Origin of the sequence: Ornithinimicrobium sp., assembly GCF_035267225.1 — a bacterium.
Lineage (GTDB): Bacteria > Actinomycetota > Actinomycetes > Actinomycetales > Dermatophilaceae > Ornithinicoccus.
Map to the genome: position 1 here is coordinate 1 of NZ_DATFMA010000052.1, position 26,936 is coordinate 26,936.

General features: G+C 69.6%; 22 protein-coding genes and 1 pseudogene. 8 read left to right on the top strand and 15 right to left on the bottom strand.

What is annotated here, in order from left to right; genetic code table 11:
* Both VJ976_RS03800 and VJ976_RS03805 read right to left on the bottom strand, forming a co-directional pair.
* Positions 1-229 (bottom strand): annotated as a pseudogene (locus tag VJ976_RS03800) (hypothetical protein); the annotation flags it as partial.
* A 90-nt stretch (positions 230-319) separates the two neighbouring features.
* Positions 320-1,267 (bottom strand): DUF808 domain-containing protein, encoded by a 948-nt coding sequence (locus tag VJ976_RS03805; protein ID WP_324098782.1) that lies wholly within the window; start codon positions 1,265-1,267, stop codon positions 320-322.
* Between the two features lie 118 nt (positions 1,268-1,385).
* On the opposite strand from VJ976_RS03805, the gene VJ976_RS03810 reads away from it, so the two are divergent.
* Positions 1,386-2,663, top strand: a complete 1,278-nt coding sequence (locus tag VJ976_RS03810; RefSeq protein WP_324098783.1) for an FUSC family protein — start codon at positions 1,386-1,388, stop codon at positions 2,661-2,663.
* Here the strand turns inward: VJ976_RS03810 and VJ976_RS03815 are convergent.
* The 5 genes from VJ976_RS03815 to VJ976_RS03835 form a co-directional block, all read right to left on the bottom strand.
* Positions 2,627-3,691 carry a phosphatase PAP2 family protein gene (locus VJ976_RS03815; protein ID WP_324098784.1) on the bottom strand — a complete coding sequence of 355 codons (1,065 nt, stop codon included), beginning with the start codon at positions 3,689-3,691 and terminating at the stop codon, positions 2,627-2,629. The two genes, VJ976_RS03810 and VJ976_RS03815, sit on opposite strands and share 37 nt — an antisense overlap.
* Positions 3,692-3,849: 158 nt before the next feature.
* Entirely contained in the window at positions 3,850-6,057 is a 2,208-nt protein-coding gene (locus VJ976_RS03820; protein ID WP_324098785.1) for an alpha-galactosidase, read from the bottom strand.
* Positions 6,054-6,959, bottom strand: coding sequence for a carbohydrate ABC transporter permease (locus tag VJ976_RS03825; protein WP_324098786.1), 906 nt, complete (start codon positions 6,957-6,959; stop codon positions 6,054-6,056). Before VJ976_RS03825 ends, VJ976_RS03820 begins: the two co-directional genes overlap by 4 nt.
* Positions 6,956-7,945: a sugar ABC transporter permease gene (locus VJ976_RS03830; RefSeq protein WP_324098787.1), complete on the bottom strand. Its 990-nt coding sequence runs from the start codon at positions 7,943-7,945 to the stop codon at positions 6,956-6,958. The genes VJ976_RS03825 and VJ976_RS03830 overlap by 4 nt, the downstream gene beginning before the upstream one ends.
* Positions 7,946-7,971: 26 nt before the next feature.
* On the bottom strand, positions 7,972-9,300 hold the full coding sequence (locus VJ976_RS03835) for an ABC transporter substrate-binding protein (protein WP_324098788.1): 1,329 nt from the start codon (positions 9,298-9,300) through the stop codon (positions 7,972-7,974).
* Positions 9,301-9,516: 216 nt separating this feature from the next.
* On the opposite strand from VJ976_RS03835, the gene VJ976_RS03840 reads away from it, so the two are divergent.
* From VJ976_RS03840 to galK, 4 genes are read left to right on the top strand one after another with little or no spacing between them, the layout of a single operon-like run.
* Positions 9,517-11,571 (top strand): beta-galactosidase, encoded by a 2,055-nt coding sequence (locus VJ976_RS03840; protein WP_324098789.1) that lies wholly within the window; start codon positions 9,517-9,519, stop codon positions 11,569-11,571.
* Between the two features lie 2 nt (positions 11,572-11,573).
* A complete protein-coding gene (locus VJ976_RS03845) occupies positions 11,574-12,392 on the top strand; it encodes a DeoR/GlpR family DNA-binding transcription regulator (RefSeq protein ID WP_324098790.1) in 819 nt (272 codons plus the stop codon).
* Entirely contained in the window at positions 12,389-13,555 is a 1,167-nt protein-coding gene (galT, locus tag VJ976_RS03850; protein ID WP_324098791.1) for a galactose-1-phosphate uridylyltransferase, read from the top strand. Before VJ976_RS03845 ends, galT begins: the two co-directional genes overlap by 4 nt.
* Positions 13,552-14,820 (top strand): galactokinase, encoded by a 1,269-nt coding sequence (gene galK, locus VJ976_RS03855; RefSeq protein ID WP_324098792.1) that lies wholly within the window; start codon positions 13,552-13,554, stop codon positions 14,818-14,820. The genes galT and galK overlap by 4 nt, the downstream gene beginning before the upstream one ends.
* On the opposite strand, the gene VJ976_RS03860 is transcribed toward galK, so the two are convergent.
* Positions 14,762-15,082, bottom strand: coding sequence for a putative quinol monooxygenase (locus tag VJ976_RS03860; RefSeq protein ID WP_324098862.1), 321 nt, complete (start codon positions 15,080-15,082; stop codon positions 14,762-14,764). The genes galK and VJ976_RS03860 overlap by 59 nt on opposite strands.
* A gap of 91 nt (positions 15,083-15,173) precedes the next feature.
* Here VJ976_RS03860 and VJ976_RS03865 point away from each other — a divergent pair, with 91 nt between their 5' ends.
* Positions 15,174-15,824, top strand: coding sequence for an LON peptidase substrate-binding domain-containing protein (locus VJ976_RS03865; RefSeq protein ID WP_324098793.1), 651 nt, complete (start codon positions 15,174-15,176; stop codon positions 15,822-15,824).
* Between the two features lie 28 nt (positions 15,825-15,852).
* Here VJ976_RS03865 and VJ976_RS03870 read toward each other — a convergent pair whose 3' ends face one another.
* From VJ976_RS03870 to VJ976_RS03890, 5 genes are all read right to left on the bottom strand, one after another.
* Positions 15,853-16,854 carry a DNA topoisomerase IB gene (locus VJ976_RS03870; protein WP_324098794.1) on the bottom strand — a complete coding sequence of 334 codons (1,002 nt, stop codon included), beginning with the start codon at positions 16,852-16,854 and terminating at the stop codon, positions 15,853-15,855.
* 60 nt (positions 16,855-16,914) lie between these two features.
* Positions 16,915-17,217: an MTH1187 family thiamine-binding protein gene (locus VJ976_RS03875; protein WP_324098795.1), complete on the bottom strand. Its 303-nt coding sequence runs from the start codon at positions 17,215-17,217 to the stop codon at positions 16,915-16,917.
* Positions 17,218-17,226: 9 nt separating this feature from the next.
* Positions 17,227-18,660: a sodium/glutamate symporter gene (locus VJ976_RS03880; protein ID WP_324098796.1), complete on the bottom strand. Its 1,434-nt coding sequence runs from the start codon at positions 18,658-18,660 to the stop codon at positions 17,227-17,229.
* 81 nt (positions 18,661-18,741) lie between these two features.
* A complete protein-coding gene (gene ctlX / locus VJ976_RS03885; protein WP_324098797.1) occupies positions 18,742-19,725 on the bottom strand; it encodes a citrulline utilization hydrolase CtlX in 984 nt (327 codons plus the stop codon).
* A 50-nt stretch (positions 19,726-19,775) separates the two neighbouring features.
* Positions 19,776-20,843: a saccharopine dehydrogenase gene (locus tag VJ976_RS03890; protein ID WP_324098798.1), complete on the bottom strand. Its 1,068-nt coding sequence runs from the start codon at positions 20,841-20,843 to the stop codon at positions 19,776-19,778.
* A gap of 31 nt (positions 20,844-20,874) precedes the next feature.
* Between VJ976_RS03890 and VJ976_RS03895 the strand changes: the two genes are divergently transcribed.
* Positions 20,875-22,020 (top strand): geranylgeranyl reductase family protein, encoded by a 1,146-nt coding sequence (locus tag VJ976_RS03895; protein ID WP_324098799.1) that lies wholly within the window; start codon positions 20,875-20,877, stop codon positions 22,018-22,020.
* On the opposite strand, the gene VJ976_RS03900 is transcribed toward VJ976_RS03895, so the two are convergent.
* Positions 22,013-22,687, bottom strand: a complete 675-nt coding sequence (locus VJ976_RS03900; protein WP_324098800.1) for a GAP family protein — start codon at positions 22,685-22,687, stop codon at positions 22,013-22,015. The genes VJ976_RS03895 and VJ976_RS03900 overlap by 8 nt on opposite strands.
* A 36-nt stretch (positions 22,688-22,723) precedes the next feature.
* Complete coding sequence (locus VJ976_RS03905) at positions 22,724-25,972, bottom strand: bifunctional cytochrome P450/NADPH--P450 reductase (RefSeq protein ID WP_324098801.1); 3,249 nt, start codon at positions 25,970-25,972, stop codon at positions 22,724-22,726.
* A 297-nt stretch (positions 25,973-26,269) separates the two neighbouring features.
* On the opposite strand from VJ976_RS03905, the gene VJ976_RS03910 reads away from it, so the two are divergent.
* On the top strand, positions 26,270-26,935 hold the full coding sequence (locus tag VJ976_RS03910; protein WP_324098802.1) for a hypothetical protein: 666 nt from the start codon (positions 26,270-26,272) through the stop codon (positions 26,933-26,935).
* Position 26,936 lies beyond the last annotated feature (1 nt).

Genomic DNA, 26,936 nt, shown 5'->3' on the forward strand with positions numbered 1-26,936 from the left:
CCTCGAACAGGCCCTGGAAGAGGCCCAGGGTGGTCTCGCCGTTCTTCAGGATGAGGTAGCCGTAGTCGGCGTCACCGCCGGTCACCTCGAAGCCGAGCTGGGCGTAGAAGTCTCGGGAGACGGCCAGGTCGGCCACGGACAGGGAGAGCGAGAAGGCACCCAGCTCCATCGTGCCCGGCAGGTCCGGGTCCGCGGCCGACACGACAGGAAGGTCAGGGAAGTCGCTCACGCCGACCACTGTGCCGGGGTCGTCATGCCCGGTCAAGAGTCGCGCGGCGTGCGGTGTCCTCCCCGCGCCCGTGCCGATCGGTCCGGTGGGTCAGTGGCTGGCGGCCTTGCTGCGCCTGGGGACCAGGTGCAGCACGGTGACGACCACCGCTCCGACCAGCAGGCCGATGACGGCCGAGGCGACCGTGTTGGTCAGCCACGCGAGCACACCCCCGAGCGCCCCGGCGGCATCGTGCACGGCCTCCTCGGCGTGGTGAACCACGTCGTACAGGGCGTGCCACCCGAGCTCGTCGACGCCCACGAGGAGGATGTGACCGCCCACCCACAGCATGGCCACCGTGCCGACGACCGTGAGCGCAGTCATGAACCGGGGCATGCCCTTGACCAGTGTCACACCGATCCACTGGGCGGTACCCGAGTCGCGCTCGGCCAGAGCCAGGCCGATGTCGTCCATCTTCACGATGAGCCCGACGGCCCCGTAGACCAACGCGGTGATGCCGATCGCGACGATGACCAGGATCACGGCGCGCGACAGCAGCGGCTCGGAGGCCACCTCGTTCAGAGAGATCACCATGATCTCGGCCGAGAGGATGAAGTCGGTCCGAACGGCCCCCTTGACGATCGCCTGCTCGTCCTTGGCGGCAGGCTCGCCCCCCTGAGAACCGTGACCATGCTCCTCGTGACCGCTGACCTTCTCCCAGATCTTCTCCGCTCCTTCGAAGCAGAGGTAGGTCCCGCCCAGCATGAGGATCGGCGTGAGCAGCCACGGCACGAACTGGCTCATCACCAATGCCGCCGGCACGATCACCAGGAGCTTGTTGCGGATCGACCCGACGGCGATCTTCTTGATGATCGGCAGCTCCCGCTCGGCGGCCAGCCCGCGCACGTAGCGAGGGGTGACCGCCGCGTCGTCGACCACCACTCCGGCCGCCTTGGCGCCGGCCCGTCCCGCCGCGGCCCCCACGTCGTCGACGGAGGCGGCCGCGAGCCGCGCCAGCATCGCCACGTCATCCAGGAGGGCGGCCAGCCCTGCGCTCATCGAAGGCCCGCCTGAAGAGGTGGCGTGGCTCGTATGCTGGGTCTCGCGGGCACGCCGACCAGCGTACGGCGTTTCGGCGGGTGGGGAGGGCAGGAGATACGCGGAGGTGGAGGCTGCGATGGGCGAGCTGAGGCGCTGGGCCACGGTGCTGGTGGACCAGCTCCTACGGCGCTTCCGCCTACAGCAGCCGCTGAGCGCTCTGCTCGCCTCCACGGCGCGACTCACGACGACCGCGGTGCTGTCCTACCTGGTGACGGTCTGGCTCATCGACGGACCCGTCGACCTGACGTGCTCGCTCACCGCGATCCTGGTCACGCAGACCTCGGCCAAGTCCTCGGTCAAGATGGGGCTGGTGCGTGTGGGCGCCGTGGTCACCGGGGTCTTCGTGGCCATCGCGTTCTCGGCCTGGGTGGGCTTGACGTGGTGGTCCCTGGCGGCGGTGATCGCCGTGTCGCTGCTGCTGGCCGCCGTGCTGCGGCTGGGAGACCAGGCCCTGGAGACCCCGATCAGCGCGATGCTCATCCTGGCCGTCGGAGGGCAGGAGATCGCGGCCGAGACCCGCGTCTACACCACCTTGATCGGAGCGGGGATCGGAGTGGCGTTCAACCTGCTCCTGCCCCCGAGGCTGCCGATCAGCACCGCCATCCACCAGGTCCGTGACGTGGCGCGACGGGAGGCGGAGTCGCTGCGTCAGGCCGGATGGTCGATGGCTCAGCAGCCGATCACCCGGGGTGAGGTCACCACCTGGCTGAACGAGGCACGTGAGGTCAGCGACCGTGCCGCGCGTGCCCACGAGTCGGTGTCCGCGGTGGAGGAGGTGCGGCGGTACAACCCACGCTCGTTCTCCTCACCTCGCGTCGAGCCCATCCTGCGTACCGGACTGGAGTCGCTGGACACCTCGCTCTTCGCGCTGAGGGCGCTGTACTTCACGATGCAACGGGAGGCGCCCCGGGACAGGACCACCGACGACGGGTACGGCCACGAGGTGCGCTCGGCCTTCGCCGTGCTGCTCGAGCACGTCGCGGACTCGGTGGAGGCCTTCGGCGCGGTGGTGGAGGCCGAGGCCCGCAACGCCGACGAGGAGGTCGGCCGCAAGCTGGCCGGCAGCCTGGAGGCGAGCGGCGAGGCCCGAGCCCTGCTGACCGATCTGCTCATGGTCGACGCGGAGGCCCAGACCTCGCTGTGGCTGCTACGGGGTTCCATCCTGGTCGCCGTACAGGAGACCGTGCAGCCGTTGAACCTCCAGGAGCGGGCACGGCTGCGAGCTCAGCACGACGAGGCGTTCGCCCATCGGCCTGCGCCCCTGCTCCGCGACATGTTGCCGCACCCGCGCCCCGCGACGACTTTCCGGCGAGGCCTTCAGCGGCTGCTGGCGAGCTCGCGACGACCGCTGTGAGCAGCGAGCGAGGGCAGATGGTCCGCCGCCCCTCGAGTGGCGGCACCTGCCAGGGCGACCGAGACGGCACCGATCACCAGGCCGGCGATGTCGTCGATGATGTAGTGCCAGCCGAAGTAGATGGTCGAGATCAGGGTCAGCACGAAGAAGACCCACATGGTGGCGCGCACGATCCTCGGGAACCCGGCGAAGTGCACGATGAGCGCCGCGGTGAACACGATCGAGGTGTGCAGGGAGGCGAAGGCGGCGATGCTCTGGACCGAGGCCGTGGCATACGGGTCGGCCATGACGCTGGAGCGGGCCCCGAGCATGCCTTGTTGCAGCTGACTGACCCCCGTGGTCGGGAGGTCGGCGTAGTTCCAGCTGCGCACGGCGAACGGCCCCAGCGCCGGCAACAGGTAGTAGCTCGCCGTTCCCATGGCCCAGTTCAGGCACAACGCGGTCGTATACCACAGCCCCAGGCTGATGTTGCGTGACCAGACCAGCGCTGCCGCCAGAGAGATCGGTACGAAGAAGAGGAACGAGATGTAGACCCAGGAAAGGATGTGCGCCCACACACCGGTGCCGAAGACGTCGTGCAGCACCTCGGCCGGATGGCTGCCGAACGCGAGTAGCTGGTCGCTGGCGCGCAGGGCCATGTCTTCGGACTGTTGCCGCGCCACGGGCAGGAAGCTCTTCAGGTTCCGGTACCCGACGTAGGTGATGTAGAAGCTGGTCAGAGCGATGAGGACGATGGCCAGGCGCGACAGCGGCCACCGTTCGCGGATGACCTGCTTGAGCGCACCGGGAGTGCCCCGCACGCTCTTGGCGCGGACGACGCCGCGCGGCACGATGTCGGCGGCCATGAACAGACCCAGGATCAGGGGGAGACGGGTCCAGCTCGGACCGAGGAACCCGTCCGGGTCGCGCAGCGGGAGGTCGAACCACATTGCCCCGACGACAGCCAGGCCGCCGGTCACCAAAGCCGTGGCCACCGCCAGTCCGAGTCCCCGACCGCCCCTGATGACGGAGCGCAGGTCACGAGACATTCAGCCATTGTGCCTTGCGCGGGCACCTCTCGTCACTTTGAGGGCGGCGTGTGGGCGTGTGAAGTACATCATGCCGTGGTGTGCGGGGCCTAGTCCGCAGGTGGAGGGAGGGCAGTCGACCAGACCAACGGTGAGCGGCCGGGCGGGTGACCGCCGCCTCAGACGGCGGACACCTCGACGAGCACGGCAGCGGCGGGGTCCAGCACCGGCATGGCCAGGCCGTGCCCAGCCAGGGCGCGCCCGCTCAGGGTCACGCCGGTGGCGCACCAGGGCGGCTGGCTGATCGCGTTGCCGTGCACGACGGCAGGCTCGCGACCGGTCGGGTCGACCAGGCGCGCCCGGTAGTGCAGGTCATCCTCCAGGCCACGGATGCGGACGAGTCCTGGACGGGCGAGGGCGCCGGTGGTCAGGCGCACATAGGCGAGCACAGCGTGGAGCCGGTCCTGGGCGATGACCCCGTGCCACCACGCGCCGTCGGTCTCCTCGCCCCGGACCGTCCTGCCGGTGTGCAGCAGCGGCCTGAGGCGCCGGTGCAAGCGGACCCATCCGCGGAGCCGGTCGAGCTCGTCCTCGCCCAGGGCGGCGAGGTCGCACTCGATGCCGGTATGGCCGAACAGCGCCGTGACGCACCGGAGCTCCAGCGAGGTGACCCTGCCCGTCGTGTGCGCGGGGCTCGGGCCGACGTGCGTGCCCTGCAGCTCCGGAGGCAGGAGCAGTGAGGTCCAGCGCTGGATCGCCTGCCGCTCGACGGGGTCGTTGGAGTCGCTGGGCCAGACCCGCTGCGCGTGCTCCAGCATCCCCAGGTCCACCCTCGCCCCACCGGAGGCACACGACTCGATCTCCAGCGCCGGACGACTGGCGCGCAGCTCGGTCATCATCGCGTAGACGGCGAGGGTCTGGGCGCGCACCGCTGGGCGCCCGGAAGCATCCAGAGCCTCGTGCAGGTCGCGGTTGTGGTCCCACTTGAGGTAGTCGATCCCGACCTCCTCCACGACTGCGCGAAGCAGGCCGAGCACGTGGTCGTAGGCGTCCGGGCGAGTGAGGTCCAGCATCTGCTGTGAACGCCACGCCCGGGTTCCCGGCGTGGCGCGGACGGGCGCGAGCACCCAGTCCGGATGCTGGCGAGCCAGGTCGGAGTCGAGGCTGACCATCTCGGGCTCCACCCAGAGGCCCATCTGCATCCCGTGCCCGCGCACCCGGTCGGCGACGGGTCGCAGACCCTCGGGCCAGACGTCATGGTCGACCTGCCAGTCACCCAGACCTCTCGTGTCGTCGCGACGACCGGTGAACCATCCGTCGTCGAGCACGAAGCGCTCGGCTCCCACGCTCGCCGCGAGGTCCACCAGATGCGCCACACGGTGGGGGTCGTGGTCGAAGTACAGCGCCTCCCAGGAGTTCACGGTGACCGGGCGGGGCGATCTGGGGTGCGCCGCACGCGCTCGGAGGTGAGCGTGCAGCGCGGCGCTGAGCCCGTCGAGGCCGACCTCGGACCGCACGAACACCACGGGGGGTGCGGCGTAGGTGTCGCCTTCGGCCAGGCGCACCTCCCCGGGTCGCACCAGCTCGCCCCCGCCGATCACCCCACTATGGCGTCCGGCGCCCTCGGGCAATCGGTCGGCGAGGTGGACATGGTCACCGCTCCAGGCCACGTGCACCGCCGCGACCTCGCCGTGGCCGAAGCCGAACCCGCGCTCGCCGGCGGCCATGAGCAGGGTCGCGTCGTGGCCGGTGCGCCCGCGCCGCGACTCGCGGACCCGGCCCCCCTGGTGCAGCGGACCCCGCTGCGGCGTGCGCTCGCGACACCAGCGCCCGGTCAGGTCGAGGACCTCCTGCGCCGTCGACGGCAGCGGCAGCATCGCGACCACGGCGGCCAGGTCCATCACCCCAGGTCCGAGGTTGGTGACCTCGTGAGCCACGCGGAGCACACCGTGGGCGTCCAGGTCGAGTCGGCAGCGCCAAGCCACCCCGGCCGTGGTGTCCACCGCGTCCAGCACGATCCGGTCGACGTCGGCGTCGACGTCGGCGTCGACGTCGGATCGCGTGAGCCGCGTCCCGTCGGCGAAGTCCGGAACCACACTCACCCCCGAGCGGTGGGCGCTGAAGCCAGGCCTCCCCGACCAGCCGTCGGCCTCGGTGGGCAGCAGGGTCAGCGGCCACGGCTCGTCCATCGCACTGGAGGGCACGGCCGGGTCGCCGGCCCGCACCAGCTCCTCCGGCACGCTGCCCGGAGGCAGGCTCAGGTCGGCGCCCCAGTGCACGACCTCGGGCAGCCCGGAGACCGACAGCCGGAGAACCAGGCTGCTGCCGCCCCCGGTGAGGCTGGCCAGCTCCGCTCGGCGCCGCGGGGTGGCGCCCGTGCGCGTCATCCCTTGTCGGCTCCGAGGGTGAGACCGGAGATGAACTGCTTCTGCAGCAGCACGAAGACGATGATCGTCGGCACGGCCACCAGTATGGAGCCTGCGCTGAGCAGGTTGTAGTCGGTGAAGAACTGGCCGCGCAGGTTCTGCAGGCCCGAGGTGATGGGGAACTTCTCGCCGCTGTTGAGGAAGGCCACGGCCCAGAAGAAGTCGTTGTAGATCCAGGTCACCTGCAGCACGGCGAGCGCGGCCAACGGCGGACGGCACAGCGGCAGCACGATCTGCGAGTACTGCCGCCACACGCCGGCTCCGTCGACCAGTGCGGCCTCCGTCATCGACTTCGGCAGTGCCTTCATGTAGTTGCTCAGCACGAAGGTGCAGAACCCGGTCTGGAAGGCGATGTGCACCAGGATCACCGCCATGTAGGTGTCCAGCAGCCCGACCTCGCGGAAGAAACGGAACAACGGGATGAGCAGCGACTGCTGCGGGAGCAGGTTGGCCGCCGTGAACAGGATCAGCATCGGCAGGTTGAACCAGAAGCTGAAGCGGGCGAGCACGAACGCCGCCATGGTCGACAGCAACAGGGTGAACACCACCGCGGGGATGGTGATGATGGCCGAGTTGAGGAACAGCTGGGTGAAGTCGCCGCGGGTCCAGGCGTCGGTGTAGTTCGACAACGTGAACCCGCCGAACGAGACGTAGCCGTTGGCCGCCGTGTAGGCGTAGTCGCGGAACGAGTTGTACAGCGCCCACACGAAGGGAAACAGCCACCCCAGCGCCATGAAGGTCAGGAAGGCGTAGAGCACCACCCGGCCGGCGGTCAGGGGCCGCTTGTTGGTCTCCTGCAGCTTGCGGTAGTCCTCCTGGGAGGAGTGCTCGCTGGTCTGCGTGGTCGCGGCGTCGGTGCTCATTCGGTGGCATCCTCACGGTAGATCGAGATCATGTAGACCACGATGAAGACGAGGCTGATGATCAGCAGGATGGTGGCGATGGCCGAGCCGAACCCGACCCGTGAGGCCTCGCCGATGACGTTGGAGACGACCAGGGTGCTGAGCAGCTCCAGCCCGTTGGTCCCCTTGTTGATCACGTAGACGATGTCGAAGGCTCGCAGTCCCTCGATGACCGTGATGACCAGCACGACCACGTTGATCGGCTGCATCGCGGGCAGGATCACGCTGAAGAAGGTGCGTACCTCGCCCGCCCCGTCCATCGAGGCCGCCTCCCGCAGCGCGGGGTCGATACCCTTCAGGCCGGCCAGGTACAGCAGCATGATGTAGCCGACGTGACGCCAGGAGGCGGCCACGAGGACGGCGTAGATGTTGATGTCGGCGTTGCCCAGCCAGTCGATCCGGTTGGACCCGTCCAGGCCGAGCATGGCGTTGAGCAGCCCCTGGTCGCGGCTGTAGATGAGCTGCCAGATGAAGCCGATCAGCGCCAGTGACAGCACGACGGGCAGGTAGAGCGCGCTCTGGTACAGACGGGTGCCGCGGACCTCCCGGTCCAGCAGGGTCGCCATGAAGATCCCGAGCGGAGTGGCGATGAGGAAGAACACGGCCAGCCACAGCAGGTTGTTCGTGATAGCCGGTACGAACGGGGGATAGATGGTGACCAGGTCGGCGTAGTTCTGCAGCCCGATCCACTGGATCTCGCTGATCGGACCGATCCCGTTCCACTTGGTGAACGAGAGCATGACGCTGATGAGCGCCGGGATCCAGACCAGACCGATCACGAGAACGGCCGGCACCGCCACCATGAGCGTCAGCACGGTGCGGTCTTTGCCGGAAAGCAGCTGCAGCTTGCCGTTGGGGGAGGACGCGGACCCACTCGAGTCCTGGCCCTCGCGGTGTTCGCGGTCGAGCTCGCCGGTGTGTTCTCCGGGTTGAGACGTGGTGGCCATGCGGGGCTCCTAGGGTCTGCAGCCGGTCAGCGCTGGGGGAAGATGGAGTCGGCTTGCGCCTGGATGGAGGAGGTGATGCCGTCGATGTTGCCCGGGTTGGCGAGGAAGCGGCTCAGCTCGGGGAGCATGACGGTGGCGGCGAAGTCGGGGCGGGTGTCCCGGTCCATGAACTGGGAGATGTTCTCCGCGTTCGTGACCAGGTCGGCCGACTTCTTCTGCAGCCGGTCGTAGCTGGAGGTGTCGGTGTTCTTGTTGGCGCCGATCTGGGCGTCGATCTTCACGTAGGTCGTGGCCGCCTCCGCCGTGCCCAGGAAGGTCAGTAGCTCGGTGGCGTTGCCCCGGTTGACCGGGTCCGAGCGCATCATGAAGCCGTCGATGGGTGCCTCGACGGCGGTGGCGCCGATCTGGCTGTCGATCTCGGGGAAGTTGAAGAAGTCCAGGTCCTCGGCGTCCTCGGGGTCGGTGAACTGCTGGTTGAGGAACAGCCCCATGACGTACATCCCGCTCTCCTTGCGCAGCAGGGACTGTGCCGCCGTCTGCCAGGTGCGGCCGAGTGCACTCTGCTGGTGGTAGGGCAGCAGGTCGGCCCAGAGCTCGAACACGGCCCGGACCTCCTCGCCGTCCCAGCGTTCGTTGCCCGCCATCAGGTCCATGTGGAACTGGTAGCCGTGCATGCGCATGTTCAGGTAGTCGAACGTGCCCATCTGCGGCCAACCGTCCGAGGCGCCGAAGGCGATCGGCGTCAGCCCGGCGGACTGCATGTCCTGACAGAGGGCGACGAAGTCCTCCATGTTCTCCGGCGGGGTGTAGCCGTTCTTCTCGAAGACGCTGCGGCGGTAGAAGACCGCCCAGGGGTAGTAGTACAGCGGGAGGAAGATCTGCGTGCCGTCGTCGGCCGTGGACGCCTTCTTGAAGGCGTCGCTGAAGCCGCTGCCGACGCTGTCCCACACGTCGTTCATTCCCGAGACGAGGCCGTTCTCGTAGAAGAACCGTCCGCGGTAGCCGGCGAACCACTGGAACACGTCGTCGGGCTTGCCCTGGAGGTAGGAGTTGATCTGCTCTTGCCAGGTGTTCGGGTCGGTGGCGTTGATCTGCACGTCGATCCCGGACTGCTGGGTATAGAGGTCCATCACCGCGTTCAGAGCCTCGCGGGGGACGTCCTCGGTGGCCCGGGAGCCGACTGAGACCTCGTTCGGCCCCACCTGCGAGCCGCACGCGCTCAGCGCGCCCAGTGCGCCCATGCCCGCCAGGCCGTGCAGCAAGGTGCGGCGGGAGAAGGGGGTATGCAGGCCGTATCCCTGCCGTGCACACTGGCTCGGAGTCGGAGGCTGACCGGCGCGAGACCGTGCTGACATGGGGCCCTCCTGGGCACTCGGCACTGAGTGGACAGACGTGACCCGGTTGAACCTGTTCAGATTTGCGCAGATTCAAACGTGAAACACTCATGAGTGAAGCGGCTCTCCGCGTGTCTGTCAAGGGATCCCGACACGAATCGACAGTCATGAGCAAGACCGGCTACACCAATGTGCGAATATGTTGACCCGTGGTCCGACGACTGGGAGGGTGACCGCATGGCGACGTCCCGCTGGCCCGGTGACCGGTTGCTTTTCGGTGGTGACCTCAACCCGGAGCAGTGGGGCCCGGAGACGCTCGAGCAGGACATCGAGGCGATGCAGATCGCGGGGTTCACCTTTGCGACCGTCGGTGTCTTCGGGTGGGCCTTGCTCGAGCCGCGTCCGGGTACCTACGAGTTCGCCTGGCTGGACCGGGTGGTGGACCGGCTGCACGCTGCGGGCATCGTCGTCGACCTGGCCACGGCCACGGCCTCTCCGCCCCCGTGGTTCGGCCGGCTCCACCCGGAGGCGATGCCGGTGGATCGACAGGGGCTGCGGCTGTCCCACGGCAGCCGCCAGACGTGGTGCCCCTCCAGCCCGGACTACCGCCGCAGGGCGCTCCAGCTGGTCGAGCGGTTGGCCGACCGCTACGGCGACCATCCCGGCCTCGCCCTGTGGCACGTGGGCAACGAGTTCGGATGCCACAACCTGATGTGCTTCTGTGACCGCTCGGCCGAGCACTTCCGGCAGTGGCTGCGAGACCGCTACGTGGACTTGGAGGGTCTCAACGAGGCTTGGGGCACGACCTTCTGGTCGCAGCGGTACGGCGAGTGGGTGGACGTGCTGCCCCCGCGCGCGACCACCGCGATCCCCAACCCGAGTGCGGAGCTGGACTGGAGGCGCTTCTGCTCCGACGCCCACCTGGAGCACTACCTGGCCGAGCGCGACCTGCTGCACCGGATCTGTCCAGACACGCCCGTGACCACCAACTTCATGGTCGGCTTCTCGTTCACCGGGCTGGACTACCACCGCTGGGCCCCGGAGCAGGACATCGTGTCCAACGACCACTACCTGGGTCACCACCTCCCGCATGCCCATACCGAGCTGGCCATGTCGGCCGACATCACCCGCGGCCTGGCCGGCGGCGAACCGTGGATCCTCATGGAGCACTCACCGTCGGCGGTGAACTGGCAGCCCGTGAACCTGGCCAAGGAGCCCGGTCAGATGGCCCGGGACGCCATGTCACACGTGGCCCGCGGCGCGGACGTGGTCGGCTACTTCCAGTGGCGCGCCTCGACCGCCGGAGCGGAGAAGTACCACTCGGCGATGCTGGGGCACGCCGGGACCGGCTCGCGCGTGTTCGCCGAGGCCACCGAGCTCGGGGCGGTGCTGCGCCGATGCGCGCCCGTGGCCGGGAGCCGTACCGAGGCGAAGGCCGCACTGGTCTACGACTGGCCCTCACTGTGGAGCACGGACGCCGAGGCCACTCCGACGCAGGAGCATCGCTACACCGATGAGGTGCGCGCCTGGTACGACGCACTGTGGCGGGCCGGAGTGACCTGCGACGGTGTCGGGCCCGAGGACGACCTCAGCGGCTACTCCCTTCTCGTGCTCCCGTCGCTGCACGTGGTGAGCGAGCGGACCGCGGCGGCCGTGGCGGCAGCCGCGCAGGCCGGCGCGCAGGTCGTCATCACCTACTTCTCCGGGACGGTGGACGAGCGGGACCACATCCGGCTCGGCGGCTACCCGGGTGCCTTCACCGACCTGCTGGGGGTGCGGATGGAGGAGTTCGCGCCGCTGTGGGTCGGGCAGGTCGCCACCCTGGGAACGGGTGGCAGCCCGCGCGTGCCGGCGCTGCACGACGAGACGGGGCGGATCTGGACCGAGCGGGGACACGCCGAGACGGGCACCGAGGTCGTGGCCTCGTTCGCGGACGGGCCCTCCACGGGCAGCCCCGCGGTCACGCGCAGACAGACGGGCAGTGGCGCTGCCTGGTATGTCGCCACGCGCCTGAGCGAACGGGGCCTGGACGCGCTGGTGGCCCACCTGGTCGGTGAAGCCGATCTCGACACCGGGTGGCCGGAGCGCCCCGTGGGGGTGGACGTGGTGCGACGGCGCTCGGGCCAGCAGACGTGGACCTTCGTCATCGACCATGCGGGCGCCGGCGCACGGGTCCCCCTTGCGGGCACGGACCTGGTCAGCGAGCGGCACTGCGGCCCGACCGAGCCCTTGGCCCTCGCGCCGGGCGGTGTCGCGGTCATCCACTCCGTCACGGGAAGGAACGGCGAGTAGCCATGGCGACGCTGGCGCGACAACGACGGCAGGAGATCCTGGCCCGGGTCCGTCGCGACGGCGCCGTACGGGTCGGTGAGCTCGTCGAGGCACTGGACGTCTCGGACATGACCATCCGCAGGGACATCGCCCAGCTGGCTGATCGGGGCCTGCTGGTCCGGGTGCATGGAGGGGCCACCGTGGCGGACCTGCCCGGCTCCAGCTACGAGCCCACGTTCAGCGCCAAGCTGGGGGAACAGGTCTCCGAGAAGCTCGCCATCGCCCGGGCCGCCGCCGAGCTCGTGCCGGCCGGCTCCTCGGTCGCCCTGTCCGCGGGCACGACGACCCTGGCCGTGGCCGAGCAGCTGCGAGAGGTCGACGGCCTGACGGTGGTGACGAACTCGATCCCGGCCGCCAACGCCCTGCACGACCCGATGCGTCGCGACCGCACGGTCATCCTGACGGGGGGCTCACGCACGCCCTCCGACGCGCTGGTCGGGCCGGTCGCGGTGAGCTCGCTGCGGAACCTGCACGTCGACCAGATGTTCCTGGGGGTTCACGGGTTCAGCGAACGCACCGGGTGCACCAGCCCCAACATGGTGGAGGCGGCGATGAACCAAGCGCTCATCGCCTCCGCGGCGGCCACCGTGGTCGTGGCGGACCACACCAAGCTCCGGCTGGTCGGACTGTCGACCATCATCGGTCTCGACGACATCGACGTGCTGATCAGCGACCCCGGCATGGCGGTGGACGACCAGGCGATGCTGCGCTCGCACGTGGGCCACCTCATCGTGGCCGACCAGGACGAGGAGATCGTGACCCGAACGAAGGACCTGGGATGAGCCTGCACGCGCAACGCACCCATCGACACCTCGCCGATGACCGGGACCTCTTCTACTACGACGACGCCGCGAGCCCTCCGGCCGCCGGCCGGGACGCTCGGGACACCCGTGAGCTGCCTGCGATGCCCGCGGGCGCCCGGATGCGGCGCGACCCCTTGACGGGCGAGTGGATCCCGCTGGCCTCGCATCGGATGAACCGCACCCACATGCCCGCCCGCGCCGACTGCCCGTTGTGCCCCTCTCGGCCCGAAGGACCACCGAGCGAGATCCCGGCCTCGGACTACCACGTGGTGGTGTTCGAGAACCGCTTCCCGTCGCTGAACCCGCGAGAGGCGCAACCCTCGTCGACGGTGGACGGCGAGCCGGTCTGGCCGGAGCACGCGTCGGACGGGCGGTGCGAGGTGGTGTGCTTCACCAGCGACCACGAGTCCCGTTTCGCCGAGCTGTCGCCGGCCCGTGCCCGGACGGTGATCGAGGCCTGGGCGGACCGCTCGCGGGAGCTCGGGGAGCGGCCGTCGGTGCATGCGGTGTTCGCGTTCGAGAACCGAGGCGAGGAGATCGGGGTGACCTTGGCTCACCCCCACGGCCAGATCTACGCCTACCCTTACCTCCCCCCGCGCAGCGCGCAGCATCTCAGGCAGGCCGGGCAACACTACGAGCGGACCGGGCGCGACCTGCTCGGTGACGTGCTGGAAGCAGAGCAGCGCTCCGGTCGGCGTGTCGTGGCCCGCGGCGAGCACTGGACCGCCTTCGTGCCCGCCGCGGCTCGGTGGCCGGTCGAGGTCCACCTCGTGCCGCACCGGCACGTGCTCGACCTCGCCGAGACCCACGACGCGGAGCGAGCGGAGCTGGCGTGGCTCTACCCGAGGCTGCTCCGGGCCCTGGACCACTTCTTCACCGGGGTGGACGGCGCACCGATCGACCTGCCCTACATCGCGGGCTGGTTCGCGGCCCCGACGGAGACCGGGGCCCCGGGTCGTCGGGAGCAACCCGGCTCGCTGCCCCGGCTGCACCTGCAGGTCTTCAGTGTGATGCGCGCACCAGGCAAGCTGAAGTACCTGGCCGGCTCGGAGTCCGCTCAGGGTGCGTGGGTCTCCGACACCACTCCGGAGACGATCGCCGACCGCCTACAGGTGGTCTACCCTGCGGCGGGACGGGCGTGACCGCGGGCACCACGGGGATGGACTGGGTCGAGCCCGGCAGTCCCGAGGAGCACCGCGAGGAGGTCACGGGCGACTTCGTCAAGACCTTCGGAGCGCCTCCCGGCGGGGTGTGGTCGGCCCCCGGCCGGGTGAACCTCATCGGCGAGCACCTGGACTACAACGGCGGACCCGTGCTGCCGTTCGCGATCGACCACCGCACGATGGCGGCGGTGAGCCCCCGCTCGGACGGTCGCGTCCGCCTGCGATCGCGACAGCATGAGCGGGGCTGGGAGGGATCGGCGACCTCTGCCCGCCCCGAGGACGTCGAGCCCTGGTGCCGGTACCCGGTGGGCGTGCACTGGGCGATGCGGTCGATGGGCTGGGAGGTCCCCGGTTTCGACGCGGTCATCGACGGGTGCGTGCCCTCCGGGTCCGGGCTCTCCTCCTCGGCCGCCCTGACGTGTGCGGTCGCGGTGGCGCTCCACGACCTGGCCGGGGGCCGCCGGCTCGGCTCGAGCGGGACCGACGCCGACGAAGACCGCCGCGTCCTGGCCGAGGCGTGCGTGCGCGCCGAGAACGACTTCGCCGGCGCGCCGACCGGCGGGATGGACCAGTCCGTGGTCCTGCGCGCCAGACCTGGTCACGCACTGCTGCTGGACTGTCGAGACTTCCAGGGCGAGCACGTGCGGCTGCCAGGCGACGCCGAGCTGTTGATCGTCGACACCCGGGCGCAGCATGCCCTCACCGACGGTCAGTACGGCGGCAGGCGGGAGGCGTGCGAGCGCGCCAGTGCTGAGCTCGGCAGGAGCCTGACCGAGATCTCTCCCGGGGAGCTCGACGATGAGCTGCCCCGCCTACCGGACGCCGAGCTGCGCGGGGTGGTGCGACACGTGGTGAGCGAGACGCAGCGGGTCCACGCCGTGGTCGAGCAGCTGCGGGAGGGGTCCTGGTCACGCATCGGTGAGCTCCTCGCAGCCTCGCACGCCTCGATGCGCGACGACTTCGTCATCTCCACCCCCGAGCTCGATCTCGTCGTCGACAGCGCGGTCGCGGCGGGTGCCCTCGGGGCTCGGATGACCGGGGGTGGCTTCGGTGGCTCAGCCGTCGTCGTCTGCCCCGAGCGCCGTCGGCCGGACATCGCCGCGTCGATCCACGAGGCCTTCGCCCGGGCCGGCTACCGCGCACCCGGCCTGCTGGCGGTGCAGGCCGGCGCAGCGGCCCACAAGGTCACTCCACCGACATCTCACCCATCTCACCCCACCCCTGTCCGTCCACCTGATGGCTGACGATCAGCGGGGTCGATAGCAGTGCGGGCGGGAGGTCCCGCATCGCCCGGGCGAAGTGGTCACTGTTCACGTGCGCTCCGGCGCCGTCGTCGGTGAAGCCCTCGATGAGGACGAAGACCTGCGGGTTCTCCACGCTCCGGCTCCACTCGAACCAGAGGTTCCCCGGCTCGGCGCGGGTGCTCTCGGTGAAGTCGCGCACCAGCTCCATCCAGCGGTCGGTGTACTCGGGCTTGGTCTCGAACTTCACGTTGATGAGGTACATCCGGCTCATGGTGGGTGGGGTCGTCGTCCGCGTCAACCGGAGCGTCCGGGGTCCGGGTCAGCCCGTCGAGGCCCGACCGTAGGCTACGAGCGTGACGGTGATCCCGTTGTTCCCGCTCGGCACGGTCCTGCTGCCTGGTGGCTCGCTGACCCTGCAGATCTTCGAACCGCGGTACGTCGCGCTGCTCGCCGACCTGCTCGCCGCTCAGGACGAGCACCCGCCTGACTTCGGCGTCGTCGCCATCCGGCGTGGGTTCGAGGTCGGGGAGCAGGCGGCTCCTCAACTGCACGAGGTGGGATGTCTGGCGCGGATACGCCAGGCCGCCGACCTGGGAGACCAGCGGTACGTCGTGGTGGCCGAAGGTCGGGACCGGTTCGTCCTCGGCGACCTGACCAGCCACGCAGGCAAGCCCTACCTCCAGGCCGAGGTGCAGCTCCTGCCCGAGACCGGCGGCGAGCTCCCGAGCCTCGCCCTGGCTGGACGGCTGCGCGAGGAGGTCGCCGCGTACCGGCGCTCGCTGGGTGCCGAGCACGTGGAGTCTCCGGAGTCCTCCGAGGAGGTGTCGTACTGGCTCCCCGACGTGGTCGAGCTGGGGTTGGAGGAGCGGCAGTCCATCCTCGCGGCCCCGCGCACCGAGGACCGACTGCGTCTGGCCCTGCGCATCGTGCGGCGGGAGAGGGGCCTGACCGCCTCGCTGCGCACCCGCGGCCGTCCTCCGGACGGGCCGATGAGCCCCAACTGAGCACCGAAGCCGCGCGCCGGCACTGAGCTCAGGACTCGAGGAGACGCAGCACGTCCTTCTCCCAGGCGGCCTGGCGCTCGTCCCGGTTCGCGAAGTCGTCGCGGGTCGCCGAGGTGATCGTGCGGCCCTGTTCGTAGGCTTCGATGACGCGCGGGTCGACGTAGGAGGAGCGCGCCAGGGTCGGGGTGTTGCCCAGGAACGCCGCCACCTGCTTCATCGCCCCCGAGACGGCCCGCTTGCGGGACGCGGCGCTGTGCCCGGGCTCCTCGGTCCGAGCCAGGGCGGCGGCGGCGAGCACGGTGGCATGCCAGGTGCGGAAGTCCTTGGCGCTCCCCTCCACCCCGGTCCTCTCGCGGAGGTAGTCGTTGACCAGGACGGGGAGCACCGCCTGCCACGACCGCTGCTGCTTGTAGGCCAGCAAACGGGGGTCGTCGGCCCGGCGCCGCCGCATCACCTGCACGGCGTCGATCACCGGCACGTCGTCGATCTCGATGCGATGCGAGACGCCGGACTTGCCCACGAAGCGGAAGACCAGCCTCTCCTCGGCCCGACGCACGTGCCGGCGCTCCAGTGTCGTCAGGCCGAAGCTGCCGTTGGTGTCGGCATAGATGTCGTTGCCGATGCGGAACGACCCGAGGTCGATGAGCCGGACGGCCGCGGCGCAGGCGCGTTCCACCGGCATCCCGGTGTGGCCAAGGTCTGTGAGCACCACGGAGCGGGCCCGCGTGACGGCCTCGCCGAAGGCGAGCATCCGCTCGAACTTCTCGGCATCCCGACGGGCGCGCCATTCGGGGTGGTAGAGGTACTGGCGCCGACCCGCGTCGTCGGTACCCACGGCCTGAAGATGGCCGTGGGGGTAGGGAGTGATCCAGACGTCCTTCCAGGCCGGCGGGATGGCGAGCTCTGTGATGCGCTGCACGTGCTCGGCCGGCAACCGGCCGCCCTCGGAGTCGAGATAGACGAATCCCCGACCTGCGCGCCGCCTCGTCCACCCCGGACTGTCGGGGGAGGTCCTGCGCAGCCGCACCATGCCTCAGACGCTAGCCCGCGACGGCGAAGCCACCCTGTGGGGGGTGGGGGACGGGCTGCGTCAGGCGTGGTCCTCGTCGAGGCCGTCGGTGACCCGCGTGACCTTCTCGGTGAGCTGCCCGCTCCACCCCGGGCGGATATCCGCCTTGATCACCAGGGAGACCCGTCCGCCGTGGCTGCCGGCCGCCTCGGTGGCTCGGCGGATGACGTCGAACACCTCGTCCCAGTCGCCTTCGACCTCGGTGAACATCGAGGTGAGCCGGTAGGACAGGCCGGAGTCACGCACGACCCGCACCGCCTCGGTCACGGCGCCGGACACGGAGTCCCCGTGACCCATCGGCGCGACGGAGAACGCGGCGATCATCGGCCCAGGCTAGCTCGAGGAGGAGGCGTGCTGCCGCTCCTTGTCCTTCTGGCGTTGCTCTTTGGCCGCCGATCCGTAGATGACCAGGCCACCGACCAGCGCCACCACGAACAACACGGCCATACCGATCAGCAGCGGCCACGGACCGAACTGGTAGATCAAGGGCACCGCGGCGGCGGTCACCAGTCCACCGCCGAAGAAGGGCTCGAAGACGAGCTGCTTGTAGCCGAAGGCCTCGAACGCCGGGCTCTCCGCGTCCGGGTCGACGATGCGCATCAGGATCAGCCCCGTGGCGGTGACACCCATCGACTGGCCGAAGTCACCGATGCCTCGCTCGAACCAGTAGTTCGGGATGATCCGCGGCGCCAGCCAGAGCAGCAGGCCCACGTTGAGAGCGATCCCGGCGGTGCACAAGATGAGGAAGGAGCCGATGTTGCTGCCGATGGCCTCCAGCGACAGGGTGGCCAGCGCCGCGATGATGAGGAAGTCGAGCGCCAGGCCCTGGATGCGGAGCATCATCTGCGCGTCGATCAGCCGTCCCGCGCCGACCTTGTCGGCCATCACCTGGACGGCGACGCCGCCGAGCATGGCCAAGGGGAAGAGGGGCACGAACGCGAAGATCTCGATGGTGTCGGACCAGAGCGCCTGCTCGATGAGCTTCAGCCCCTCGAGGATGAGCCAGCCGATGAGGATGGCCAGAGCCACGATGGCGACGTGGAGCGAGAGCGGCTCGACCGAGGCGGGCCGGGAGGTGAGGGTGCCGGCCGGGTACTGCTCGTCCTCGGCGTACAGGCCCTTCTGCTCGTCGATCGAGGCCTCCACGTTGGAGGTGACGATCTCCGTCTTGCCGGTACGGACGGCCCAGTTGATCAGCGCGATGCCGATGACGATGCCGCCCACGACCCCGACCGTGGCGATGCCGATCGCGATGTCGGCCCCGCTGCTGTAGCCCAGCTCCTCCAGGGTGGGCCGCATCCCCGCTGCCGTGCCGTGCCCTCCTTCGAAGCCGATCTCCAGCAAGGCCCCGACCATGGGCTCCGCGCCGAGGAGGGGCACCAGGATCGCCACGGCGAGGATTCCCGCGACCACGTACTGCCCCGAGCCCAAGGCGATGCCCAAGGACAGCTGCGGCCCGGCCAGCTCGACCGCCCGTTTGGGCTTGGGCAGCTCTTGGCCGAGAAAGAGGGTGGCGAAGACGATGCTGATCAAGAGCCCGGGTAGCCCGGCCCAGATGGTCAGCATGTCCGCGGTGAAGAGGCCGTTCTCGGGGCCGATGAACTTGCCGAGCACCTGCGGGCCCAGGGCCAACAGCAGGAAGCCGCCGATGATCGAGCTCGGGAGGAAGAGCCGCTGCACCGCCGGCGTCTTGACTCGGATGATCTTGCCGATGAGTAGAAACAGTCCCAAGATCAGGATCGCGAACCCGATCACCGCAGCGGTCATGGTGGTTCCTCGCTTTGTCTGTGTGCGACCGAAGTGCCTTGTGCGCCCACTGTGACAGCACAGGGGACGTCCAGCAACTGATCAGGTGACGTGAAGGTTGGTCTGTTCCTCCTTGTGCGGCATCGTCGCCGTGCCGGAGACGGCCCGTCGGCGGGGCGTCAGATGGATGCCGGCCAGCATGCACCGCACCGACCCGCCGGCCAGCTCGATGGTGGGCACCTCGACGTCGACGATGCGGCAGCTGCGCTGGAGCACCTCGACCTGAGCGCGGTCCAGGCACGCGCGCGCCCGCCGCGACATCACCAGCAGGTGTCCGTCCGGGCCGTGCAGCTCGATCGCGTTGCCGGCGAACTCGTGCACCTGTTCAGGGCGCAGCGCCACCAGCTCGCGCCCGGAGTCCTCGACCGCAGCGACCACCTCGGCGCGGCGGCGCCGGTCGGCGACCATGTCGATGCCGATGATGACGAAGTGGGTGCCGATGCACATCATGACGTTGGTGTGGTAGATCGGTTGCCCGCTGGAGTCGACGGCCTCAAAGACCAGCGACTCGTAGCCGAAGCGGGTGCAGAACCGCTCGAGGGCCATCGGGTTCGCTCGGTTGGATCGGGCGGCATACACCACACGGTTCACGTGGTCCAGCACCATCGCCCCGGTTCCCTCCAGGAAGATCTGGTCGTACTCCAGGCCCGAGTAGTCGGCCACCTCCTGCACCCGGTAGCTGCGTTTCAGCATCTCGATGATGTCGGTCCGCCGTTCGATCCGCCGGCTCTCCGAGTGCATCGGGTAGATCGCCACGTAGCCGCCCGCGTGGGTGGAGAACCAGTTGTTCGGGAAGACGCTGTCCGGGTGGGTGGCCAGCTCGTTCTCGAAGACGTGCACCCGGATGCCCTCCCGGGTCAGGGTCTCGGCCACCCCGGTGACCTCGGCGTAGGCGTCCCGGGCGATCTGCTCGGCGCTTCGCGAGGGGTCCAGGGCCTGGAAGGCGTTGTCGACGGCGGTGGCCGGGTTGGGCGTGAAGTGGTGCGGGCGGATGAGCAGGACGGCCGCGGGAGCTTGGGTGGACACGCGGTCAGTATGCCTGCGCCCGCGGTCGCGCACGCACGAGTCGGCATGACTCAGCGCAGAGTGGAGGTGGCTTCCACGAACGCCTCGCGCGCGGCGGCGAAGGCTCCGGTACGCGAGGCCAGATCGACGAGCAACGGGGTGAAGTCGGCCGAGAAGCTCACGCTGGCCTCGCGCGGCAGGAGCGAGGGCAGGTTGTCGATGGCGATCACGTCCAGGGGCCCACCGGTCGAGCTCTCGCCGAAGCGGCGGACCGGCTCGTCCCACGTGGTGGTGGCCGTGTTGAGCGGGATGAGGTTCGCCTCCGAGGTCACGTCGCAGGTCACGTCACCGATCACCCGGAGCCGCCGTGGCGCGTCGAGGTCCCGCGGGCGCACGAAGGGCTCCTGGCGGCCATAGGAGACGACGCAGTTGACCAGTAGGTCGTGGTCCAGCAGCCGCGCCCGGTCCAGCTCGCGGGTCTGGTCGATACCCCACCTGCTGATCTCCCAACCGACCCGGCCCAGCGCGTCCACCGCCCCACGGCCACTGCGACCGCGGGCGCCGAGAACCAGCGCGGAGCCGGGGGAGGAGGACGACTGGGCGACGGCGTCGTCCAGGTCGAGCCTGGTGGCGGGCGCCAGCGGCGCCACCAGGGCTCCACGGTGGGCCAGCACGGCCAGACTGGCCCCGACGTACCCCGCCCAGTACCCGAAGGCGACCACGCGCCGCTGGTTCACCGCCAGGTACTCGATATCGACCAGCTCACCGCCACCGTCCACGAAGCGTCGCAGCAACGCCCGCGACCCCTCCTGCTCCTTGTAGGCGTGAGCGAAGTAGATGTGGGTATGGCGCAGGGTGGCCGGCTGTTCGTCCAGCTCCTTGATGCCGACCACGTAGGTGGTCAGAGGTGCCTCCACCCAGGACCGCGGATCGGCCACCGCACAGCCCACGTGCTCGTACTCCTCGATGGCGAAGACCCGCTGATGGGACCGCTCGACGGTCAGCGTGGCGCCGTGGTTGACGATCGTGCGGGCGTCGTCGGGAGTGATCGGGGCACGCCGTTCGGTGGGGCGGCTCTCGTGGCGCATCCACAGGTGGAGGCCGTGCAGGTCGGTGGAGGCGGTCCCGGTCACGAGCACGCGCACAGCCTACGGGGCGGACAATGGCGTCATGCTCTGGGACGTGGCGATCGTCGGTGCCGGTCCGGCGGGCTCGACGGCGGCGGTCGCGGCGCTGCGGGCCCGCCCGGATGCGCGGGTGCTGCTCCTGGACCGAGCGGACTTCCCTCGCGACAAGGCGTGCGGCGACGGCATCGCTCCCCACGTGTTCGACGTCTGGAGCGCGATCGACGAGCCGCTCGACATCCCCGACCACCCTGAGGTGTGGTCACTGTCGCTGGACAGCGGACGGGTCCGCGTCCGGCGGGAGATGGCTCGCCCCGCGCGTGTGGTGCCGAGGACGACCTTCGACGACGCGCTGGTCGAGCGGGCAGTGCGACGAGGGGCCGTGCTGCGTCGCCACCGCGTGCGACAGGTGGACGTGACCGCCGATCACGTGGTGCTGGACGAACAGATCGCGGCCCGTGCCGTCGTCGCGGCCGACGGTGCGCACTCGGCTGTGGCGCGCCTAGCGGGCGCGACGGGCTGCTTCGCGGGTCGCTCGGCGTTCGCGCTGCGGGGGTACGCCCCGACACCCGACTCCCGCCGAGGCATGCAGATCATCCGGTTCGGGCTCGAGCGTCAGCCCTCCTACGCCTGGTCCTTCGACTGCGGGGACGGCTGGTCCAACGTGGGATACGGCGAGGTGGTCCGGCAACGGCCCGGGCAGGCGCCGCTCACTCGGGAGCTGATGGTGCGAGGGGTCGAGATGCTGCTGCCGGGCGCCACGGACGGGGCAGTGCGATGGCTCGGGCATCACCTGCCGCTGTCCCGGGCTCGCTTCAACCACCCGGCGGGGCGGATCGTGTTCGCCGGCGACGCCGCGGGCCTGGTCAACCCGCTGACCGGGGAGGGCATCTACTACGCCGTCGCGACCGGGGCGCTGGCCGGGCGATGCGCGGTCACTCTGGCTCCGCACCTGCTGGGGCGGCGCTACGAGAGCGTGGTGCGTCGCCTGCTCGCACGGCATCTACGCACCACGGCGACCGCTGCGAGGTTGGCTGGCCGGCCGCGGCTGCTCGACGTCGGCCTCACGGCCGCCAGCGGCGACCAGCATGCGTTCGACGCGCTCGTGGAGATCGGGCTGGGCGCGGGGGTGGTGTCCCCGCGGCTGGTGTCGAGCCTGGCCAGAGCCGGGTCCGCCGCTGTGCTCAGATGACGCCGAAGCCCTGGAGCGCCTTGGCCACGAACCAGGTGCCGAAGACCAGAGAGACCACGATCATGATGATCCGGTTGTTGTCCTCGAGCCATTGACCCACCACGGCCAGCACCTCGGCCGACTTCGCCGGTACGGCGAACGCCACGACGAGCACGGCGACGTGCAGACCCTCCGCCAGCACGACGAACAGCAGGAACACCAGCGTGCTCACGGGCTGGCCGACCGGGGACGCCTGGATGGCGGCGATGGCTCCCAGGGTGAACACCCAGAACTTGGGGGCGATCGCAAGCGTCAGCACCCCGAACCCGAAGGCACCCACGGGGCCCACGGTCTGCGTCATCGTCAGCCACTTCGGCGGCGGGTCGTCCGGGTCAGGATCCTTGCGGATGCTCCGGACGCCGGAGACGAGGAAGAGCAGACCCATGATCAGCAGGATGACCGACGTCCGCGTGGTGTGGTCGTCCGAAGACATCGAGCTCCCGGAGGACAGGAGGATCCCGAAGAGGAGCCCTTGCAGCAGCCGGACCGTCGTCAGACCCCCGACGTAGCCGACCGCCGTCCGCCGCCCCTTCTCAGACCGCAGCAGCAACACGGTGATGAGGACCTGGACCGGCACGAGGGCGCTGCCGATGATGATCGGCAGAAGGGTGGTCCACAACGATGTCATGACAGCGCCCTCTTCGTGCCTGCCGCGACTGCGTGCTCAGCCACTGCCCCCCCAGATGTCCTCGACGAACCGGTCCTGCGCCCGCAGGTCGGCCAGCCATTGCTCGGCCTGCTCCTCCGAGGAACCGGTGTGGTCGCGGTAGATCTGGCGCAAGGCGGCCCGCACCCCGGGGGCCATCGTGTTGGCGTTGCCGCAGATGAACACCGCCGCGCCCTGCTCCAGCAGCTCCCAGATCTCGTCGGCGCGGTAGGCCATCTCGTGCTGCACCCACGCCCGGCCCTCCACCGGCTCGCTGGAGTAGACGGTGTACACCGTGGCTACCCCGTCACGCTGGTAGGCCGCCATCTCCTCGGCGTAGATATCGTCACTGGGCTCCCGGCACCCGAAGAAGACCAGTGACCGGCCGACCTCGGCCCCGTCCGCCTGCTCGGCGGCACGCTCCTGCAGGAAGCCCCGGAACGGCGCGAGCCCGGTGCCCGCGCCGACCATGATCATGGGCACCGAGGGGTCTTTTGGTGGGTGGAACGCAATGGTGGGCGTCCGCGTGAAGGCGAACACCGTGGCCCCCGGAGCCATGCCAGCCAGGTAGTTCGTGGCCACGCCAGCGAACACCCCGTCGCGTCCGCGGTTGGGCCCGCGCACGACGGCTGCGGTGATGGCCGGTGCACGCGCGTCCGAGCGGGGGGAGGAGGAGATGGAGTAGTACCGCGGGCGCAACGGCGGCAACAGGTCCAGGTACTCCTCGAATGGCAACGCGCAGGAGGGGTTCTCCTCGAGCAGGTCGAGGACCGAGCGGTACGGCTGGACAATCTGGCTGCGGTACCGCACCTGCGCCTCCTCGTCCTCGCCGATCAGGGCCTCCAACGCCGCACGCTCGCGAGGGTCCTCTGTGTACCGGGCGAGAGTCTCGATGCTGTCCCGGTTGGCCATGTCCTGCAGCTCGACGCAGGTGCCGAGCACCGCGAGCAACGGCACCGGCTCGTCGGTCGGCAGGTGCGTCTGGGTGCCGGGCTTCTCGGTGATGGTGATGAACATCCCGGCGTCGAGAGTGAAGCGAGCCATGACCCGCCGGATGAGCGAGATGTCGTTGCGCGGGACCACCCCGAGGTGGTCGCCGGCAGCGTAGGAGAACCCGTCGGGCAGTGCCACCTCCAAGTGCCGCACGGATCGGGCCAGCGGACTGCCGTTGGTGCTCTTCTCGAGCTCGCGGTTGACCGTCACCCGCGACGGAGCCGCCTCGTACGACATGACGACCGGGTTGGACGTCTGCTGGTTGACCGTCGTGACGCTCAGGCGAGGGCCGGTGTTCACGGCCTGCGACGCCGTGTCCGGCAGGTCGAGAGCCTGCGCCAGGTCCGCCCAGAGCTCCTTGTGCCACGAGCGGTACTCGCCGTCGAAGTCGCCCCCGACGTTGCCCTCTCCTCGGGGGTGCACGCGGGTCCCTCCGTGGGCCTCCAGCGCCGCATCCAGGTCGGTCGGAACCTTCTGGTACGTCGCGGCCCAGTCGCGGTCCCCGCATCCGAAGACGGCGAACCGGCCCCCGGAGAAGACGTCGCCCGGTGTCGCCGGCTCGGCCATCCACTCGACGAAGTCGCGGGCGTTCTCCGGCGGCATGCCGTTGTAGGACGACGCCACGACCAGCGTGGCTCCCTCGGTGGGCAGCTGCCGCGCGACCTCGTCCAGCGAGGCCAGGGTGACGTCGTACCCCCGCTCGGTGCCTTCAGCAGCGAGCTTGGTGGCGATCCCCTCGGCGGTGCCGAGGTTCGAGCCGTAGAGGACCCGCAGCGGCGTGGCGTGGTACTCCACGCCGGGGAGCACCGAGACCGCCGTCCCTTCGTCCTCGGCAGACTCCTTCCCGGCTGCGTCTGGGCCGCTGTGGTCGAGCTCGAAGCCGGGCCGGGGGACGATCCGGGCGTAGAACTCGTCGGGCTTGATCGTCAGCGCCGTCTTCAGCTTGAGCTCGTAGTCGAGCGCGTCCTCGATGTCGAAGCGCTGCACGACCATCCCCAGGATGAGCGCCGCCTCCTGGAGGGCGAACTGACGGCCGATGCAGGCCCGCATCCCCGTGCCGAACGGCTTGTAGCCGTGGACCGACCTTTCGGCCTTGCGCTCGGGGGACATGTGGTCGGGGTTGAACTCCAGCGCGTCCTCGCCGTACAGCTCGGTGCTGCGGTGCAGCATTGGCGTCAGGACGGTGACCGGAGTCTCGGCAGGGACCTCGTACATGCCTCCGAGCAGGGTGTCCTCGGACGGAGCCCGGTTGAACACGGGGGCCGTCGGCCAGAGGCGCAGCGACTCCTCCAGCACCTGGGTGATGTAGGTCAGCGAGTGCACCTGCTCGTACGTCGGCCAGGCGTCGTTTCCGAACACCTCGTCGACCTCCGCCCGGGCTCGCTCGAAGTACTCCGGGTTCTTCATGAGGAAGTACAACGTGAACGAGAGCAGGCCGCTGGTCGTCTCGTGGCCGGCGATGAGGAAGGTGAGGCACTGGGCGACGATGTTGTAGTCCGGCAGGCGCTGGCCGGTGCGAGGGTCGACACCGGTGAGCATGACTCCGAGGAGGTCGGACTGGTCTGCCTGTGCACCAGCGGCTCGGCGCCGGTCGATGAGCCCCTGTACCAGGCTCTTCATGTACTCCTGGTCGTCGTCGAGGCGCCGCCGCTCGCGGATGCGCATCTTGTTGGCCACCGACGGCCTCTTCTGCATGTCCTGTGCGGCCAGCAGTGTGCGCACCATGGCCCCGACGAAGGGGTGGAGCGACTCGCGGTGCAGGCTGTTGAACCGGTAGCCGAACCCGCACAGCGCGATGGTGTCGAGGGTCACGGAGGTCATGTCGTCGGTGATGTGCACGACGTTGTCGTCGTCGTTGAGCCGGGCCCACTTCGTCATCAGCTGGTCGGCGATGTCGAGCATGGCCGGCATGTAGTTCCGCATCGACGCCTGGCTGAACGGCGCCATGAGGATGTTGTGCGCCTGCTGCCAGATCGGGTCGTCGTTGGCGGTGGTGAACAGGCCGCTGCCGGCCGCGCTATGGCTCGCCTGCTCGACCCCGCCGGCCAGCTTCTTGTGGAAGGTGGTGTCGTCGCAGACCTGGTCGACCATGCCCGGGTCGCTCACGAAGACCCGGGACTGCCCGGCCAGGGAGATCTTGAAGACCGGCCCGTGCTCCTCGCTCAGCTTCATCAGGCCTTCGATCGGGCTCGACATGTCCAGGTCGAAGATGTTGCCGAGGAGCGGCACGCCTTTGGGTCCTGGGATCTCGTCGAATGGAATGCTGTCCGCCATGTGGGCCCTCCCGCTGCGTCCACTGCCCCGGCCACCGTGACCGAGGCCGAGACCGCCCGTTTCCCCGCCCTTGCCCGCGCGGAAGCCGAGTCGAGCGTGACTCGAGGTCCTGACACGAGTCCCTGCGATCTCGTGTCAAGGAATGTTGCCACAGAATCCCCGACGAGACACCTGCTCAGAGGCCCGAGTGACCGGTGGGGCGACATCGGCCTTTCGGGTGGGCAGGACGCCGACATCCTGACACCATCGGTGCATCACCGGGCCGTGCAGCGGCGGCCCCCTCGAGAGGAGCCCGGAATGAGCAGCACCCCGAACGAGCGCGGCTACGACGAGGACTCCGGTGATCGCACCCAACGGGTGCCGCAGTCCGAACGGACCTCCGGTGGGGGGTACTACGACGACCGGGACCGAGACCGCGAGTCGTTCGGCCGGGACATCGACCGTGAGCGGGAGGCCCACGGCGGCATCAAGTGGGGAGCGGCGTTCTTCGGATGGCTCACCGCCGTCGGCACCGCGGTATTTCTGGCCACCGCCGCCGCTGCCGCCGGAGCCCTTGTCGACGCGTTGACCAACACTGATCTGCAGGCCGTGACCGACGAGCCGGAGCAAGCCGGGGTGGTCGGACTCGTGGCTGCCGTGGTCGTCCTGATCATCGTCAACGTCTGCGGAGGATATGTCGCGGGCCGAATGGCTCGGTTCGACGGGGGGAGGCAGGGTGTCGGCGTGTGGATCTGGACCTTGGTGATGGGGGCGATCGTGGCTGCGCTGAGCGTCTTCCTGGGGTCGCGCTTCGACGTCGCCGCGCAGCTGCCGGCCATGCCGTCGGGCATACCGCTCATCGCCGGGGACCCCAACGTGACCGGGATCGTGGCGGGTGCGGTGGCCCTGCTCGTGGCTCTGTTCAGCGCCGTCATCGGGGGCAAGATGGGAATGAGGTTTCATCGCAAGGTGGACCGCTACTAGC

Excerpts from the sequence above, each read along its gene's own strand:
- VJ976_RS03895 (WP_324098799.1), top strand. The coding sequence starts at position 20,875 with ATGCTCTGGGACGTGGCGATCGTCGGTGCCGGTCCGGCGGGCTCGACG.
- galT (WP_324098791.1), top strand. The coding sequence starts at position 12,389 with ATGAGCCTGCACGCGCAACGCACCCATCGACACCTCGCCGATGACCGG.
- VJ976_RS03900 (WP_324098800.1), bottom strand. The coding sequence starts at position 22,687 with ATGACATCGTTGTGGACCACCCTTCTGCCGATCATCATCGGCAGCGCC.
- VJ976_RS03805 (WP_324098782.1), bottom strand. The coding sequence starts at position 1,267 with ATGAGCGCAGGGCTGGCCGCCCTCCTGGATGACGTGGCGATGCTGGCG.
- VJ976_RS03825 (WP_324098786.1), bottom strand. The coding sequence starts at position 6,959 with ATGAGCACCGACGCCGCGACCACGCAGACCAGCGAGCACTCCTCCCAG.
- VJ976_RS03860 (WP_324098862.1), bottom strand. The coding sequence starts at position 15,082 with ATGTACCTCATCAACGTGAAGTTCGAGACCAAGCCCGAGTACACCGAC.
- VJ976_RS03910 (WP_324098802.1), top strand. The coding sequence starts at position 26,270 with ATGAGCAGCACCCCGAACGAGCGCGGCTACGACGAGGACTCCGGTGAT.
- VJ976_RS03845 (WP_324098790.1), top strand. The coding sequence starts at position 11,574 with ATGGCGACGCTGGCGCGACAACGACGGCAGGAGATCCTGGCCCGGGTC.
- VJ976_RS03835 (WP_324098788.1), bottom strand. The coding sequence starts at position 9,300 with ATGTCAGCACGGTCTCGCGCCGGTCAGCCTCCGACTCCGAGCCAGTGT.
- VJ976_RS03880 (WP_324098796.1), bottom strand. The coding sequence starts at position 18,660 with ATGACCGCTGCGGTGATCGGGTTCGCGATCCTGATCTTGGGACTGTTT.
- VJ976_RS03905 (WP_324098801.1), bottom strand. The coding sequence starts at position 25,972 with ATGGCGGACAGCATTCCATTCGACGAGATCCCAGGACCCAAAGGCGTG.
- VJ976_RS03840 (WP_324098789.1), top strand. The coding sequence starts at position 9,517 with ATGGCGACGTCCCGCTGGCCCGGTGACCGGTTGCTTTTCGGTGGTGAC.
- VJ976_RS03815 (WP_324098784.1), bottom strand. The coding sequence starts at position 3,691 with ATGTCTCGTGACCTGCGCTCCGTCATCAGGGGCGGTCGGGGACTCGGA.
- VJ976_RS03870 (WP_324098794.1), bottom strand. The coding sequence starts at position 16,854 with ATGGTGCGGCTGCGCAGGACCTCCCCCGACAGTCCGGGGTGGACGAGG.
- VJ976_RS03810 (WP_324098783.1), top strand. The coding sequence starts at position 1,386 with ATGGGCGAGCTGAGGCGCTGGGCCACGGTGCTGGTGGACCAGCTCCTA.
- VJ976_RS03875 (WP_324098795.1), bottom strand. The coding sequence starts at position 17,217 with ATGATCGCCGCGTTCTCCGTCGCGCCGATGGGTCACGGGGACTCCGTG.
- VJ976_RS03820 (WP_324098785.1), bottom strand. The coding sequence starts at position 6,057 with ATGACGCGCACGGGCGCCACCCCGCGGCGCCGAGCGGAGCTGGCCAGC.
- VJ976_RS03830 (WP_324098787.1), bottom strand. The coding sequence starts at position 7,945 with ATGGCCACCACGTCTCAACCCGGAGAACACACCGGCGAGCTCGACCGC.